Source organism: Mesorhizobium sp. WSM4820, from assembly GCF_055811075.1.
Window position 1 is genome coordinate 528256 of record NZ_JBVVQN010000002.1, and the last position, 14144, is coordinate 542399.

Sequence of the window (14144 nt, forward strand, 5' to 3'; positions counted from 1 at the left end):
ACGGGATAAACAGCGTCTTTTCCTTCGCCAGGCTCGGCGCGCTGCTGATCAAGGAGTTCATCCAGATGCGGCGCGACCGCATCACCTTCGCCATGATGCTGGGCGTGCCGCTGATGCAGTTGGTGCTGTTTGGCTATGCCATCAACAACGATCCAAAGAGCCTGCCGGCCGCCCTGGTGGCGATGAGCAGCGATCCCTATACGCGAGCCATGGTTTCGGCGCTGCAGACCACCGGCTACTACCGCTTCGACCATGTCGCGCAAAATGCCGCCGAGGCGGAATTCCTGATGGCGCGTGGCGACGTCGCCTTTGTCGTCACCATTCCCGCCGACTTTGCCCGGCGAGTCGAGCGCGGCGACCAGCCGCAAATCCTGATCGAGGCTGATGCGACCGACCCGGCAGTCGCCAGCGGGGCCATTTCCACGCTCGGCACCGTTGCCAACCAGGCGCTGCTCAGGGCGCGCGGCATGCAGGAGACGGCCGCCGAAGCTGCCCGAGGCCAGCTCGAAGTGGTGGTGCACCGACGCTACAATCCGGAAGGCATCTCGCAATACAACATCGTGCCCGGCCTGCTCGGCGTCATCCTGCAGATGACGATGGTGATGATGACCTCGATCGCACTGACGCGCGAGACCGAGCGCGGCACGATGGAAAACCTCCTGGCGATGCCGTCCAGCCCGCTCGAAATCATGCTCGGCAAGGTGCTGCCCTATCTGGTGGTCGGCGCCGTGCAAGTGGCGGTGGTGCTGGCGGCGGCCAAGCTGCTGTTTGGGGTTCCCTTCTCCGGGTCGTTGTCGCTGCTGCTTGCGGCGGTTCTGGTCTTCGTGCTGGCGCTGGTGCTGCTCGGCTACACCATCTCGACGATGGCGCGCACGCAGATGCAGGCACTGCAGCTCACCTTCTTCTTCTTCCTGCCGTCGATCCTGTTGTCGGGCTTCATGTTCCCTTATCGCGGCATGCCTGGCTGGGCGCAGATCTTCGGCGAGATCCTGCCGCTGACGCATTTCCTGCGCATCATCCGCGCGGTGATGCTGAAGGGCGCCGACCTGCCGGCGGTCGCAACCGAAATAGGCTGGCTGGTCGTGTTCGTGGCGCTGTTTGCCGGCGTGGCGCTGGTGCGGTTCCGTCGGACGCTGGATTAGGAATTAGGATCCAACTCAAGCAGCTTACGCAAATGGCCGAGGTGTCACCTTGGATGCATGACCATTCGGATCGAGATTTTATGCGTGTCTGGCCTGATCCGGGACCGGCGGCAATTCAGGCGCATCCAGTCCCTGGAAGGGATCGCGCCAGGCGTCGATCTCTTCAAGCTGGCGATACCAGCGACTGACCGAAGGATAATCGTCGAGCGGCAATCTGGCGACATCGTTGAAAGGCAGAAACGTCGCCATGCGAAAGTCGGCATAGGAGACCGAGTTTTCGACCAGCCAGTCTCGCTCGGAAAGCGCGTTCTCAAGTGTTGCAGCGGCCGTGCGAAAGTCTCTCAGCCCCTCCTCGACCCGGTGCTGATCGATCGGGCCAATCCCATAGCGCTGCTTGGTCCCGCGTTCGAAATGCACGACGTCGCAAGCTCTTGCGAAGTTCTCTTTACCCCAACTGAGCCATCGGATCATCTCGGGTTCGTCGTCGCCGGTGCGCCAGAGATCCGAATGCGCGTCGCGTGAAAGCCGGCAGGCTATGGCGTCAGCCTCCCAGAGGCTGTTTCCCGAGCCTACGAGTATCGGCAATGAAAGATTGGGATTCAGCGGGCGATATCGCTCAGCCTGCCCGGGAGCGAAGGGCGATGCGAACTCAAAGTCGAGCTTTGCGTCGAGATAGCGTGCCACGGCGACCGCGAGGCGAGGATTGGGATTGCGGCTGAAGAGCAGTTTCATTTCGTGTCAGCCTTTGAATGGTGCCGGTTCGGTCGCCACCTAAGCCGCGGCCATGATCTCTGCATAGGTGCCGAAATCGACATTGCCGCCGGACAGCACCACGGCGACGCATTTGCCTGATAGCTCGATCTCGCCCGATGACAGCGCGGCCAGCCCGACGCAGCCGCCGGGCTCGACCACCAGCTTGAGATGGGCCATGGCGTCGCGCATCGCCTGTGCCGCCGCTCTGTCGGACACGGCAATGCCGCCGGCGAGATTCCTGCGGTTGATCTCGAAGGTGATTGCGCCCGGCTCGGCGGTAAGGAGCGCGTCGCAGATCGAAGTGTGGCCGGGTTCGATCGAAACCCGAGCACCTCTGGCCAGTGAACGACAGGTGTCGTCGAAATGCTCGGGTTCCACCGCCCAGACGGCGGTGCCCGGCGAGGCGTCCTTGACCGCGATGGAGATGCCGCTGCTCAGGCCGCCGCCGCCGCAGGGGATGACGACCGCGTCGAGGCTCACCCCGAGTGCTTTCGCCTGCGCCATCAGTTCGAGGCCGATCGTTCCCTGGCCGGCGATGATGGCCGGGTCGTCGAAAGGCGGAACCAGGACCATGCCCCGTTCCATGTACGGGCGAACCACCGCCATGCGATCGTCGCGAAACCGGTCGAACGGAACCACTTCGGCGCCCATTTTCCGGACATTGCCGACCTTCATTGCCGGCGCATCGGTGGGCATGGCGATAACCGCCTTGACGCCGAACATCGCCGCCGACGCGGCGACGCCTTGCGCGTGGTTGCCCGACGAGAAGGCGACGACGCCGCGGCTGCGCTGCTCATCGCTCAGCGACGACAGTTTGTTGTAGGCGCCGCGGAACTTGAACGAGCCGGTACGCTGCAGCGTCTCCGGCTTGAACAGGATCCTGGCGCCGAAACGCTTGTTCAGCTCCGGCGATTCGATCAGCGGCGTTTCGACGATCAGGCCGGACAATCGCGTTGCTGCGCGGTGGATATCGGCGATGCCGGGAGGGGTGGTCATGGTGAGGTCCTGCAGAATGAGACCGCCCCATGGTGCACGGAAAACCAGGCCGCGCACCACTGGAAAAATGTGACCGAGACAATTCGTGGATTGCGAGCAGAGAGTGGCGCTCCTCGCCGACCGCTCCTCACCCCAAAAGCGTCCGTTGCCGTTTGGCGCCGCCCATCTTGCGCCAGGTGTTGAAGCGATGGGTGGCGGCGGCGAAGGAGATCTTCATCTGCTGGGCAACCGAATAGCGCGACTTGCCCTCGTCGAACAGGCGGTAGCAGCATTCGACGCCCTCCTCGGTCAGCTTGCCGTCGGGGGCCTTGTTGTGCGGATTGGCCGGGTCGAATTTCTCGACCTGCTGCTCGACCAGACCTTTCAGGCGCTGCAGATCGGCCTCGATGCTGGCGATCAGGTCGAGAACGGGTTTCGGGTCAAATGCATGGGTGGGCTGTTTTGCCGGCATCCGGATTCCTTTCTCTTGGCTTAAGCCCACTATATAGGTGAACATTCGCCACTAATGAAGGGCGCTGGCGGAGGATTCCCGCAACCATAAATTTGAACCTCCGGCTACAAGCGATTGACCAACGGTGCACCAAACTCTAGTTTAGAATAATTCTAAACTAGGGCGGATTTCTCATGCTTTCCCGTGTTTTCGGTTTTGGTCGCCGTCCCTTCGAGTCGCTCTCGGAGCAAGAGATCCTGGCGCTCGCCATCTCTTCCGAAGAGGATGACGGGCGTATCTACCGCGCCTATGCCGACGGGCTGGCGGATAGGTTTCCGCATTCGGCCAAAGTGTTCGAGGAAATGGCGGAGGAGGAGGACGGCCATCGCGATTCGCTGATCGAGCTTCACCGCGAGCGTTTTGGCGAGCGCATTCCGCTGATCCGGCGCGAGCATGTGAAGGGCTATTACGAGCGCAAGCCCGACTGGCTGGTCCGGCCGCTCGGCATCGAACATGTGCGCCAACAGGCCGAGTCTATGGAGCGTCAGGCCTACCTGTTCTATGTCGAAGCGGCGAAACGCACCAGCGACGCCTCGACGCGAAAGCTGCTCGATAATCTGGCGGTGGCCGAACAGGGCCACGAGACGCTGGCGCAGCGGCTGGAGCAAAAGCATGTGCCGGGCGCGGTGAAGGCCGAGGAAGCAGCAGCCGAGCAGCGCCAGTTCATCCTGACCTATGTGCAGCCGGGACTGGCCGGGCTGATGGACGGATCGGTGTCGACGCTGGCGCCGATCTTCGCCGCCGCGTTCGCCACGCACGACACATTCCAGACCTTCCTGGTCGGGCTTGCCGCCTCGATCGGCGCCGGCATCTCGATGGGCTTCACCGAGGTCGCCTCCGATGACGGCAAGCTGTCGGGCCGCGGCTCGCCGGTGAAACGCGGCATCACCACAGGCGTGATGACGGCGCTGGGTGGCCTCGGTCACGCCTTGCCCTACCTCATTCCGTATTTCTGGACCGCGACAATTCTCGCGGTCGTGGTGGTGTTCTTCGAACTGTGGGCGATCGCCTTTGTGCAGAACCGTTATATGCAGACGCCGTTCTGGCGCGCCACCTTCCAGGTGGTGCTGGGCGGCGCGCTGGTGTTTGCGGCTGGAGTGCTGATCGGGAATGCCTAGCAGCCCTCTTGCCTTCTCCCCTTGTTGTGGGAGAAGGAAGAGCCGCCCCACTCACCCGTTCGCCGTCCGGCTGTCCTCAGGCGCCTCGGCCCGTTCGGTGAGGCCATAGTCGCGCACGACGTGGGCGATGCGCAGACGGTAGTCGGCAAAGATACCGCCACGGCCGGCCCTCTGCGCCTGCCTATGTTCCTCCGTGTTGCGCCAGGCTTTCACCGCTTCCTCGTCACGCCAGAACGACAGCGACAGGATGCGGTTCGGGTCGACAAGGCTCTGAAAGCGCTCGATCGACAGAAAACCGTCGATGCCGTCGAGCAGCGGGCGCAGGTCGGCGGCGAGGCCGAGATAGGCGTCGCGCTTGCCCGCTGCCGGCTCGACCTCGAAGATGACGGCGATCACAGTTTCACCAGAGAGGCGTGCGGCCCGGATGCGAGTTTCAAAAAAGTCCGATCCTCTTTCAGGATGAATTTTTCACGCCGGGCGAATTCGTAATTGGCCTTGCCGGCCGGGTCGGCGGCGAGCCGGATACGGTAGGCTTCGTAAGCCGCCAGGCTGTCGATGTTGTAGGCGGCATAGGCTGTCGTGGCCGAGCCCTCATGCGGCGCGAAATAGCCGATCAGATCGGCGCCACAGCGCGGGATCGCCTGGCCCCAGTTGCGGGCATACTCCTCGAACGCCGCCTTGCCGAACGGATCGATCTCGTAGCGGATGAAGCAGGTGATAGTCATCCTTTGTCTCCTTGCTGAATCTGGTTTGTTGCGGCGACAGTTCGAGCGGGGTCGAAATATTCCGTGGATCGGTGTGCTAGGCAATTTCTCCGGTGGTCATGCTTGCCAAAAGGATTTCGCGCATTCGCGGCGAATGTCTTGTGGCGTCAGGCCGAGGTCGCGCAAAAGGTGCACGTCAATCTCGGCGAGGTCGAGGCGTTGCAGATGGCGGTCATACCACCGCGCCAGCAGCCGCAGATGCGCCCGGCGCAAGATCATGAACGGAGACGGCCGACGGCCAAAGCGTTGGCAAGCACGGTGTGGGGAACGGTTCTTGCGGTCATCCTCGTCTCCTTGATCTCGGCGCAGGATAGTGGTTATCTGACGTCAATGCTTCGATGAAGGACGAACCATGCGTGAAGGACCAGATATAGCCCGCATCGCCAGCCTAGTCGGCGATCCGGCACGGGCAAACATGCTGACCGCGCTGATGGGTGGCACGGCGCTGACAGCGAGCGAACTGGCGCTCGAGGCCGGCGTGTCGCTGCCGACCGCCAGCTCGCATCTATCGAAACTGATGGAGGGCGGGCTGCTGACGCTGGCAAGCCAGGGGCGGCACCGCTACTACGGGCTGGCCGGGCCGCAGGTGGCTGGCATGATCGAGGCGATCACCGGCGTGGCCGCCGCGGTCGGACCGCAGCGGGTGCGGCCGGGTCCGCGTGATGCGGCGATGCGCGTGGCGCGGGTCTGCTACGACCATCTCGCCGGCGAGCAGGCCGTGGCGATGCTCGACCGTCTTGTCGCTCGACAAGTGCTGCTGCGCGACGACAAGGAAATCCGGCTTGGGCCGTCGGCCGCCTCGCATTTTGCCGCGATCGGCATCGATGTCGAGAGCAAGGCGCGACGACCGATGTGCCGGACTTGCCTCGACTGGAGCGAGCGGCGCTCGCATCTGGCTGGCATGTTGGGCGCTGCCATCCTCGACAAGATCCTTTTGGAAAAATGGGCGCGGCGCGACAAAGACAGCCGCGCGGTAATCTTCTCGCCGATGGGCAAGCAGGCCTTCGAGAGGGTGTTTCTCGCTTGATTGTCAGCCGCGCTCGAGCGGCTTGCCCTGCTTGAAAAAATCCACCCAGGGATCGGCTTTCGCCAACTGTTTCAGCGTCGTCTTGTCGCCGATCGGAAATGCGTTCGGCGCCAACCCGGCTTCAATTTCCGCCCAGGTCGCCGGCATCGATGCCGTGGCGCCCTTCTTGGCGCGCGACGAATAGGGGGCCACCGTCGTCGAGCCGCGGCCGTTGCGCAGATAGTCGACGAAGATCTTGCCTGTGCGCGCCTTCTTCGACAGCGTCGCCGTATACCGATTAGGGGCGGCCTGCTCGAGGGCACGGGCGAAATCATGGGCGAAGTCCTTCACCTCATCCCAATCCGCCGACGGTTTCAGCGGCACGACGACATGGTAGCCCTTGCCGCCCGAGGTCTTGACGAAATTCGGCAATGACAGCGCATCGAGCCGGCCGTGAATTTCGAGCGCCGCCGCGCGCACCGCTTTCACGTCGACTTCTTCGTCGGGATCGAGATCGAAGATGATCTGGTCCGGCTTGTCCAGTTCGTCGATGGTGCAGCCCCAGATATGGATCTCGACCACGCCGAGTTGGACCAAGGCAGCGACACCGTCGAAATCACGGATGAACAATATCTCCTCGCCGTCGGTCGGATCCTTCATCCTGGCGATTTTTTCGTGCATGCCCGCGGAGGCATGCTTCTGAAAAAAGCGTTGGCCGTCGACGCCGTCCGGCGCGCGCACCAGGCTGAGTGGCCGATTGACGACGAATTGGTGCATGCGTGGCCAGACCAAAGCGTAATGATCGAGCAGGCCCTGCTTCGATATCTTCTCCTGCGGCCACAGAAGCTTGTCCGGATGAGAAAGTTTTATGACGGTGTCTGCCGCCTCCGTGGATTTGACAGCGGCGGATGTCTCGCCCTTGCCGCTGGCAGGCTTTGCCTTGCTGTCGGCCCTGCCAGCGGGTGCTTTCGGCTTTTCCTGCACGACTTCCTCCGCCGGTTTGTCCTCGCACAATCCGTGGAACGAGCGTGGCCCATTGTACGGTCGACGTCCAGCTACGGAAAGTGAGGCAAAGCCGGCTGTCCGGCGTTGCCTCGATCGAGAGTCTACTCGGCGGCCTGAAGGTTGACCTTGGCTTCCGCAATCTCGGTGAGCTTGCGGTCGGTCGCCTGTTCTTCCTCGATGTTGTTGGCCAGGACATTGGCGCAGTCGGTGCGGCCAAGCTGCTTGGCCCAGGCGATCAACGTGCCGTAACGGGTTATCTCGTAGTGCTCGACCGCCTGCGCGGATGCGATCAGGGCGGCGTCGAGAACGTCCTTGTCGTCGATGTCGCCGCTGACTTCATCGGCTTCCTCGAGAATGCCGTCGATGGCCGGACAGTTGACCGTCTTGGCCTTCACGCCATGCAGTTCGAACACCTTCTCGACCCGCTCGATATGACCTTTGGTCTGGCCGAGATGCTTCTCCAGGCCGGCTTTCAGCTGCGGGTCGGTCGCCTTGTCGATCATCTTCGGCAGCGACTTCTCGATCTGTTTCTCGGCGTAATAGATGTCGCGCAGCGTGTGGACGAAGAGGTCGTCCAGCGTCTTGATGTCTTTCGAAAAGAAACCCATGGCTTTGCCTTTCCATTGTTCTTGCTGTGTTGGGGGTTCCGGCGGCGGTTCCGCTCGGAAGCCGCTGGGCCGGGGTTGGTCCCGGCTCTCAGCGTCAACGTGCTTCTATCGGACGGGTTCCTGGCTTCCCCGAGTAATCAGAGAAATTTGCGCAAGCACGGATATTTCGCGGCACCGGCCAAGTTGAAACACAAGCGCGTCGGAGCGACATCCAAACGAAACATATGTGATGCAAAAGTCACACTAGCCGGAATGCCGACGAACTGCATGGAAAGACCCCGAATCAGCCGCATTCCAGCCACGAACCAAGGCCTTTTTGACCAAAGATTAACATCGTGTTCACCGAGTATTCACGCCTCGACGCTATGATCCCACGCAATTCGGAAGGGACATCCGAAATCGGGACAGGGACAGGGAAAATGAACTTCTTGACGCACCTCATCGGCTACGCTGCCGCCATCCGCGAATTCGTCGCGCCGACCTACCGGCCGGAGCGCTATTACATGCGCGGCCCAGGCCCCGCTTGCGCACGCCGCGGCCACACGCTCGGCATCAGCGCGCACTGATGACGACCATGGAAAGCCGTCACGATAGCCGGATCTGCAGGCCGGCCGCCGATCATCGTGCGACCACATATCGCACGGAACGTCCTGGGCTCGCCGACAGGCGGCGTGCGACAACGCCAAGGGTCTGAGTTTCCAGCATTTTGAGATTCTGGGGCTTAGATCTCGCCGCCGGCAAGCTAAGTGCCGTTTGACACCAGGCAGCCGGGACTCGCGTGACCGCCCAGTAGCTGCAAGATCCCTTCCGCCAAGTTGCCTCCGAAAAGCTAGAGCGGGATTGCGGTCGTCTCCTTGGCGGTTCGAATCACAAACATGGTGTAATACCGCGCCACATTCGTCCGATCTCGGAACAGCCGCTCGCACAATGTGTCGAACTCGTCCATATCCATCAGACGCAGCATAAGGACAGCGTCGGTCGAGCCGCTCACGCTGTAGGCCTGGACCACCACTGGTTCCATGGCGGCAAGCTCGAGGAAGCGGCGCATGTGCTGCTCGCCGTGGCGCTCCAGCTCGACCGTGACGATAGCCTTCATCCCCCTGCCGGCCTTGGCTGGATCAAGTAGCGCGACAACGCGGTCGATGACACCGACTGACTTGAGCCGCCGTATGCGGCGCAAGCAGCTGGAGGGCGAAAGCCCGACCTCCGCCGCCAGGTCGGCATTGGTGCGCGAAGCGTCTTCTTGCAACAGCTTGAGAAGCTTCCTGTCGATCCGATCCATTGCGGTCCTCCGTCGTCGTCTACCGGTCTGCAATTTTATTGCACAAGTCCGCAAATTTTGACCACAAATGCGAACCGTCTCACGGTAGTCATTTGGCGTCAATCACGGAGACATCGCCATGACAGTGCAGGCCGCCCTCTATCGAAGGACGCTGGAAACGCTTGAAATCTATTGGGAATTGGTTCGCATCATCGTTCCGGTCACGATAGTCACACAGATCCTGCAGGATCTTGGTGTCATCCGGACGATCTCTCCGTTCTTCGGACCTCTCATGACGCTGGTTGGACTGCCGCCCGAGCTCGCCCTTGCCTGGCTGACAGGATTGCTGGTGGGAATTTGGGGCGCGGTGGTGACCGTGTTCACTCTGGCCCCGGTTTCGACGCTAAGCACTGCCGACATGACCGTTCTTTCAACCCTTTTGCTATTTGCGCATGCCATTCCGATTGAACAACGCATCATTCAGAAGGTTGGGCCAAGCTTCGTGGTCACTGCAGCGCTTCGCATTGGCGGCGGACTGATCCTTGCCGTGCTCCTGCACCAGATATTCGCAGCCACCGGATGGCTATCCGAGCCGCTGAAGCCGGCGTGGATCCCAATGAGCGAAGGCGCTGATTGGAGCAGTTTTTTTCCAGGTATGCTCAAAACCCTGGCAACCATGCTCGTCATTCTCCTCGCACTAAGCTGGCTGATCGAGCTACTCAAGATGTCGGGCATCCTGGGTTGGCTGAACAAGGGGTTTGCGCCGCTCTTTCGCCTTGCCGGCATCCAGTCACAAGCGGTGCCGTTCACTGCGGTCGGTCTGCTTCTTGGAATTTCCTATGGCGCGGGACTGCTGATCCGCGAGACGCGCACGACCAGCGTAGAGCCGCGCCAGATCTTCCTCGCTTGCGTGTTCATGGGCTTTGCCCACAGTCTCATAGAGGACACACTGGTTGTCATCGCTCTGGGTGCAGACTTCACCAGTGTGTTTTTCGTTCGCCTGATCTTTGCCGTGCTCGCAACCGCGTTGATCGCCCGGGCAATCAGGTCGGCTTCCGACATTCTGTTTTTCAAAGCATTGTTCCGCAAGGAAGAAAGTCGGCTCGCTCAGTCGGAATCCGGTTTTGGCGGCTAACGATGGAGCGTCTTTGGTCCGCTTATGTGGCTGTGCCCGGAACTCGACATCCGACAACGCCCTGGAGGACTAGGTCCCGCACCCGCTTGCCGACCGTCCGCTACCGCGGCTGGTACTAACCTTCGCACAGCTCCAGAACCGTCGTGTCGCCTGCCGCCTTGCCCAGTTCGCGGCAGCCCTGAACCGTGCACAGCGTCCAGCCTTCACCGGTCGCGCCGGAGGCCGCGAGCACAAGGCGCCGCTGCGGCGCCATCTTGGGTTTATAGACCCACCAACCGTCCCGCAGCACCGAGCCTTCCGGCGGTTCCATGCCGGCGCCCGAGCCCTTGATCCGTGCCTCGGCGATCTCCAAGCCGGAAGGCGTCACCTTCCAGTCCTCCTGCCAATGCGTCTTTTCCACCGAATGCGTCCAGGCGAGCGTGAAGGCGGTGACAGTGAGCGTCACCGTCTTGCCGGCTGCGAGGATACAGAGGCTCATGCGGTGCCGGTGGCCTGCCGCGCCCTCCAGCAGTGCCAGCCGATCCAGGCGACAGAGAGTGCCCACCCGGCTTCGTCGGTGACAGGCAGTGCGGCAACCAGCAGCACGCCGGCGGCGAAGGCGACGAGACGTTCCCACCAGGCCATGCGCCGGGCCAGGAACCCGACGGCGGCTGCGCCCCACAGGGCAATGCCCATGCAGGCCTTGGCGACGATATAGGCGACCTCGACGGGATAACCGAACTGGGCGGCGATCGGACCGGGGTCCTGCAGCATCAGCGCCGGGGTGTAGACCGCCATGAACGGCACGACGAAGCCGGCGACGGCAAGCTTGGTGGCCTGGATGCCGATCTTGAGGCCGCTCTCCTTGGCCATCGGCGCGGCGGCGAAGGCGGCCAGCGCCACCGGCGGAGTGAGGTCGGCCATAATGCCGAAATAGAAGACGAACATGTGGCTGACCACCAGCGGCACGCCGAGTGACAGCAGTGCCGGCCCGGCCAGCGACGAGGTGATGATGTAGTTGGGGATCGTCGGTATGCCCATGCCGAGCACCAGGCAGGTAAGCATGGTCAGCACCAGCGACAGGAACAGATTGTTCTCGCCGATGGAGATGATCCAGCCGATGAAGGTGGAGGCGATGCCGGTGAGCGTCAAGGTGCCGATGACGACGCCGACGATGGCGCAGGCGATGCCGACCGGCAGCGCGTTCTTTGCTCCCTCGGCTAGCGAATCTATGCATATCTGCAGCGTCTCGCGTCCGGCCCTGAAGGTGACGCAGGCGATGACGAGCCCGGCGATGACAAAACTGAGGATGTTGACGCCGAACCTCATGAAGGAGGCGGCGGCAAGCCCCAGCGCCAGCCAAAAGACGATGCGGAAGGCAAGCGGCCCGATCAAAGCCGCCAGCGGCGTGCCGAGGATGAGCACGATGGTCAGCGCCAGCCCCATGGTGCCGGCGAAGATCGGCGTATAGCCGGCAAACAGCAGATAGATGAGCGCGGCCAGCGGCAGCACCAGCGGCCAATGTCTTCTCACCGCGTGCCACGGATTGGGCAGGTCCGCCTTGGCCATGCCCTGCAGGCCGGCCTTGCCGGCTTCCAGGTAAACCTGCCAGAAGCAGGCACCGAAATAGAGCAGCGCCGGGATGATCGCTGCCTTGACCACCTCGGCATAGGGGATGTTCAGCGTCTCGGCCATGATGAAGGCGACCGCGCCCATCACCGGCGGCATGATCTGGCCGCCCATCGACGAGGTCGCCTCGACCGCGCCGGCGAAGGCCGAACGGAAGCCGAAGCGCTTCATCAGCGGAATGGTGAACTGGCCGCTGGCCACCACATTGGCGACGCCGGAGCCGGAAATGGTGCCCATCAGCGCCGACGACAGGACGCAGACCTGGGCCGGGCCGCCGCGCCACGTGCCGACCAGGCCAAGCGCGAAATCGTTGAACAGTGCGATCATGCCGGCGCGTTCGAGAAAGGCGGCGAAGACGACGAAGATGAAGATATAGGCGGCCGAGACGTAGACCGGAGTGCCGTATATGCCTTCGGTGCCAAAGGCGAAGGTGTCGATGAGCTGGGCGAAATCATAGCCGCGATGGATGAAGGGCGGCGGCAGGTGATTGCCGAAGACAGCGTAAGCGAGAAAGATCAAGGCGATCAGGGCAAGCGGCAGCCCCATCAGCCGCCGCGCAGCCTCGAAAACCAGCACGACCAGCACCGTGCCGACGATCAGGTCCGGCGTGGTGAGGAAGCCGGAGCGCCGGATGAGATCGGCATAGAACACCCAATTGTAGAGGCCGGTGGCGAAGCCGAGCACGCCGAGCGTCCAGAATGCTGCTTTTGCCGGTGTGCTTGTGGCGCGCAGATTGGCGATCAAGCCAAAGCCGAGCAGCAGCAAGAAGCCGACATGCATGGCGCGCACCACCTGGCTCGGCAGGCTGCCATAGGCGGCGATGTAGATCTGGAAGACGGAGAAGGCGATGGCGATGAGAAAGGCGGCCTTGCCGGCGATGCCGTCGCCGAAACCCGGCGGCAGCCCTTCGAGCGGGGCTTCGGCGGTGGGGGAGAGAACGGTCGGCGTTTCGGGATGGGCGTTGGTCATTGGCGGGTTCCTGGCGGGGCGCAATCCCTCCCCCTTGAGGGGAGGGTGGACAGCCGCCGAAGGCGGATGGACGGGTGGGGTCGTTGCGGCAGTGCGCGGCCTGAACCGACCCCACCCGCCTCGCTTCGCTCGGCACCCTCCCCTCAAGGGGGAGGGAGCGGCTCTATTTCACCAATCCCTTTTCCTTGTAATACCGCTCGGCACCGGGATGCAGCGGCACCGGCATGCCGTCGAGCGCCTTGGCCATGTCGATCGCCTTGGCGGCGGCGTGGGCAGCAGTGAGCTGGTCGAGATTTTCGAACAGCAGCTTGGTCATTTGATAGCCGGTCTCGTCGGAGACGTCGGCGTGGGTGATGAGGAAATTGCCGACGGCGGCGGTCGCGACGTCCTCGGTCTGGCCTTCATAGGTGCCCTTGGGAATGGTCACCGAAAGATAGGGCGAGCCGATCTTGGCGACGTCCTGCGCCGGTACGGCGACGACGTTGATCGGCACCGACGTGGCGAGATCGCGGATCGAGGCGACGCCGAGTCCGGCCGATTGCAGCGTGGCGTCGAGCTGGCGGTTCTTGATCAGCTCGACCGATTCGGCGAAGGGCAGATACTCGACCCGTCCGAGATCCTCGTATTTCAGCCCGGCGGCGGCGAAGATGGCGCGGGCGTTGAGCTCGGTGCCGGAGGCCGGCGCGCCGACCGACAGGCTCTTGCCCTTTAGGTCGGCAAGGGTCTTGATGCCGGACTCCTTGCTGGCAACGATCTGGATATAGTTGGGATAGATGGCGGCGACGCCGCGCAGCTTGTCGAGCTTGCCCGGGAAGCCGGCTTCGGTGTTGCCCTCGGCGGCCAGTTTGACGGCATCGCCGAGCGAGAAGGCGATCTCGCCCTTGCCCTGCTGCAACAGGTTGAGGTTCTCGACCGAGGCCTTCGTCGCCTGAACCTGGGTGCGGGCGCCCTCAATGCCCTTGCCGTAGATTTCCGACAGTGCGACGCCGAGCGGATAGTAGACGCCCGAGGTGCCGCCGGTCAGCACGTTGATGAATTCCTGCGCCTTGGCCGGCACCGCGCCAAGGCCCAGCGACAGCGCCAGCGCGCCGGCAGCAATAAATTTCGTCCTGAAATTGTGCATGTGATCTCCTCCCTGAAACATCTGCCACCGCGCGACCCGAGGCGAGTTTAGACAGCGGGCGGGAAATGCCAACCCGCAATAATATCCATTAGAGCGGGATGAAGAGAGGCTGAATCGAAGGGGGATTCCCAAATCAGCGGGGATTTGATTCAACATGCTGGCTGGG

At 62.6% G+C, this 14144-nt stretch carries 16 protein-coding genes and 1 pseudogene; 5 read left to right on the forward strand and 12 right to left on the reverse strand.

Translation table 11 applies throughout. The features are described from left to right. Nucleotides 1–5 precede the first annotated feature (5 nt). Nucleotides 6–1142, forward strand: a complete 1137-nt coding sequence (locus tag AC0L2R_RS05920; protein ID WP_473508082.1) for an ABC transporter permease — start codon at nt 6–8, stop codon at nt 1140–1142. Nucleotides 1143–1220: 78 nt separating this feature from the next. Here AC0L2R_RS05920 and AC0L2R_RS05925 read toward each other — a convergent pair whose 3' ends face one another. The 3 genes from AC0L2R_RS05925 to AC0L2R_RS05935 all read right to left on the reverse strand — a co-directional run bounded on the left by AC0L2R_RS05925 (nt 1221) and on the right by AC0L2R_RS05935 (nt 3342). Beyond that, entirely contained in the window at nt 1221–1874 is a 654-nt protein-coding gene (locus tag AC0L2R_RS05925; protein WP_473508045.1) for a glutathione S-transferase family protein, read from the reverse strand. Between the two features lie 39 nt (nt 1875–1913). Beyond that, entirely contained in the window at nt 1914–2891 is a 978-nt protein-coding gene (locus tag AC0L2R_RS05930) for a threonine/serine dehydratase (RefSeq protein WP_128185164.1), read from the reverse strand. A 127-nt stretch (nt 2892–3018) separates the two neighbouring features. Further along, nucleotides 3019–3342, reverse strand: coding sequence for a hypothetical protein (locus AC0L2R_RS05935; RefSeq protein ID WP_023801401.1), 324 nt, complete (start codon nt 3340–3342; stop codon nt 3019–3021). Nucleotides 3343–3515: 173 nt separating this feature from the next. Between AC0L2R_RS05935 and mbfA the strand changes: the two genes are divergently transcribed. After that, nucleotides 3516–4499 carry an iron exporter MbfA gene (gene mbfA, locus AC0L2R_RS05940; RefSeq protein WP_027154734.1) on the forward strand — a complete coding sequence of 328 codons (984 nt, stop codon included), beginning with the start codon at nt 3516–3518 and terminating at the stop codon, nt 4497–4499. A gap of 51 nt (nt 4500–4550) precedes the next feature. On the opposite strand, the gene AC0L2R_RS05945 is transcribed toward mbfA, so the two are convergent. The 3 genes from AC0L2R_RS05945 to AC0L2R_RS05955 form a co-directional block, all read right to left on the reverse strand. Next, nucleotides 4551–4895, reverse strand: coding sequence for an antibiotic biosynthesis monooxygenase family protein (locus AC0L2R_RS05945; RefSeq protein ID WP_473508046.1), 345 nt, complete (start codon nt 4893–4895; stop codon nt 4551–4553). Next, nucleotides 4892–5224, reverse strand: a complete 333-nt coding sequence (locus AC0L2R_RS05950) for an NIPSNAP family protein (protein ID WP_027154736.1) — start codon at nt 5222–5224, stop codon at nt 4892–4894. The genes AC0L2R_RS05945 and AC0L2R_RS05950 overlap by 4 nt, the downstream gene beginning before the upstream one ends. Nucleotides 5225–5320: 96 nt before the next feature. Further along, the gene (locus tag AC0L2R_RS05955; protein ID WP_473508047.1) at nt 5321–5482 is read right to left on the reverse strand and encodes a DUF1127 domain-containing protein; all 162 of its coding nucleotides are present in this window, start codon (nt 5480–5482) and stop codon (nt 5321–5323) included. A 133-nt stretch (nt 5483–5615) separates the two neighbouring features. On the opposite strand from AC0L2R_RS05955, the gene AC0L2R_RS05960 reads away from it, so the two are divergent. Further along, nucleotides 5616–6290 carry an ArsR/SmtB family transcription factor gene (locus AC0L2R_RS05960; RefSeq protein ID WP_473508048.1) on the forward strand — a complete coding sequence of 225 codons (675 nt, stop codon included), beginning with the start codon at nt 5616–5618 and terminating at the stop codon, nt 6288–6290. A gap of 3 nt (nt 6291–6293) precedes the next feature. Here the strand turns inward: AC0L2R_RS05960 and ligD are convergent. Both ligD and AC0L2R_RS05970 read right to left on the reverse strand, forming a co-directional pair. Further along, nucleotides 6294–7332, reverse strand: a pseudogene (ligD, locus tag AC0L2R_RS05965) (DNA ligase D); the annotation flags it as partial. Between the two features lie 43 nt (nt 7333–7375). Next, nucleotides 7376–7882, reverse strand: coding sequence for a YciE/YciF ferroxidase family protein (locus AC0L2R_RS05970; protein WP_473508049.1), 507 nt, complete (start codon nt 7880–7882; stop codon nt 7376–7378). 419 nt (nt 7883–8301) lie between these two features. Here AC0L2R_RS05970 and AC0L2R_RS05975 point away from each other — a divergent pair, with 419 nt between their 5' ends. Further along, the gene (locus AC0L2R_RS05975; protein WP_023801394.1) at nt 8302–8448 is read left to right on the forward strand and encodes a hypothetical protein; all 147 of its coding nucleotides are present in this window, start codon (nt 8302–8304) and stop codon (nt 8446–8448) included. 263 nt (nt 8449–8711) lie between these two features. On the opposite strand, the gene AC0L2R_RS05980 is transcribed toward AC0L2R_RS05975, so the two are convergent. Continuing rightward, entirely contained in the window at nt 8712–9164 is a 453-nt protein-coding gene (locus AC0L2R_RS05980) for an Lrp/AsnC family transcriptional regulator (protein WP_287237775.1), read from the reverse strand. Between the two features lie 118 nt (nt 9165–9282). On the opposite strand from AC0L2R_RS05980, the gene AC0L2R_RS05985 reads away from it, so the two are divergent. Then, nucleotides 9283–10278 carry a nucleoside recognition domain-containing protein gene (locus tag AC0L2R_RS05985; RefSeq protein ID WP_473508050.1) on the forward strand — a complete coding sequence of 332 codons (996 nt, stop codon included), beginning with the start codon at nt 9283–9285 and terminating at the stop codon, nt 10276–10278. Nucleotides 10279–10393: 115 nt separating this feature from the next. Here AC0L2R_RS05985 and AC0L2R_RS05990 read toward each other — a convergent pair whose 3' ends face one another. The 3 genes from AC0L2R_RS05990 to AC0L2R_RS06000 form a co-directional block, all read right to left on the reverse strand. Further along, nucleotides 10394–10756: a DUF1850 domain-containing protein gene (locus AC0L2R_RS05990; protein ID WP_473508051.1), complete on the reverse strand. Its 363-nt coding sequence runs from the start codon at nt 10754–10756 to the stop codon at nt 10394–10396. Next, nucleotides 10753–12855 (reverse strand): TRAP transporter permease, encoded by a 2103-nt coding sequence (locus tag AC0L2R_RS05995; protein ID WP_473508052.1) that lies wholly within the window; start codon nt 12853–12855, stop codon nt 10753–10755. Before AC0L2R_RS05995 ends, AC0L2R_RS05990 begins: the two co-directional genes overlap by 4 nt. A gap of 163 nt (nt 12856–13018) precedes the next feature. Beyond that, nucleotides 13019–13978, reverse strand: a complete 960-nt coding sequence (locus tag AC0L2R_RS06000) for a TAXI family TRAP transporter solute-binding subunit (RefSeq protein WP_473508053.1) — start codon at nt 13976–13978, stop codon at nt 13019–13021. Between the last annotated feature and the right edge of the window lie 166 nt (nt 13979–14144).

What these genes read in the sequence shown, in the direction of transcription:
- AC0L2R_RS05925 (WP_473508045.1), bottom strand. Translation starts at nt 1,874, where the DNA reads ATGAAACTGCTCTTCAGCCGCAATCCCAATCCTCGCCTCGCGGTCGCC.
- AC0L2R_RS05930 (WP_128185164.1), bottom strand. Translation starts at nt 2,891, where the DNA reads ATGACCACCCCTCCCGGCATCGCCGATATCCACCGCGCAGCAACGCGA.
- AC0L2R_RS05935 (WP_023801401.1), bottom strand. Translation starts at nt 3,342, where the DNA reads ATGCCGGCAAAACAGCCCACCCATGCATTTGACCCGAAACCCGTTCTC.
- mbfA (WP_027154734.1), top strand. Translation starts at nt 3,516, where the DNA reads ATGCTTTCCCGTGTTTTCGGTTTTGGTCGCCGTCCCTTCGAGTCGCTC.
- AC0L2R_RS05950 (WP_027154736.1), bottom strand. Translation starts at nt 5,224, where the DNA reads ATGACTATCACCTGCTTCATCCGCTACGAGATCGATCCGTTCGGCAAG.
- AC0L2R_RS05955 (WP_473508047.1), bottom strand. Translation starts at nt 5,482, where the DNA reads ATGATCTTGCGCCGGGCGCATCTGCGGCTGCTGGCGCGGTGGTATGAC.
- AC0L2R_RS05960 (WP_473508048.1), top strand. Translation starts at nt 5,616, where the DNA reads ATGCGTGAAGGACCAGATATAGCCCGCATCGCCAGCCTAGTCGGCGAT.
- AC0L2R_RS05970 (WP_473508049.1), bottom strand. Translation starts at nt 7,882, where the DNA reads ATGGGTTTCTTTTCGAAAGACATCAAGACGCTGGACGACCTCTTCGTC.
- AC0L2R_RS05975 (WP_023801394.1), top strand. Translation starts at nt 8,302, where the DNA reads ATGAACTTCTTGACGCACCTCATCGGCTACGCTGCCGCCATCCGCGAA.
- AC0L2R_RS05980 (WP_287237775.1), bottom strand. Translation starts at nt 9,164, where the DNA reads ATGGATCGGATCGACAGGAAGCTTCTCAAGCTGTTGCAAGAAGACGCT.
- AC0L2R_RS05985 (WP_473508050.1), top strand. Translation starts at nt 9,283, where the DNA reads ATGACAGTGCAGGCCGCCCTCTATCGAAGGACGCTGGAAACGCTTGAA.
- AC0L2R_RS05990 (WP_473508051.1), bottom strand. Translation starts at nt 10,756, where the DNA reads ATGAGCCTCTGTATCCTCGCAGCCGGCAAGACGGTGACGCTCACTGTC.
- AC0L2R_RS05995 (WP_473508052.1), bottom strand. Translation starts at nt 12,855, where the DNA reads ATGACCAACGCCCATCCCGAAACGCCGACCGTTCTCTCCCCCACCGCC.
- AC0L2R_RS06000 (WP_473508053.1), bottom strand. Translation starts at nt 13,978, where the DNA reads ATGCACAATTTCAGGACGAAATTTATTGCTGCCGGCGCGCTGGCGCTG.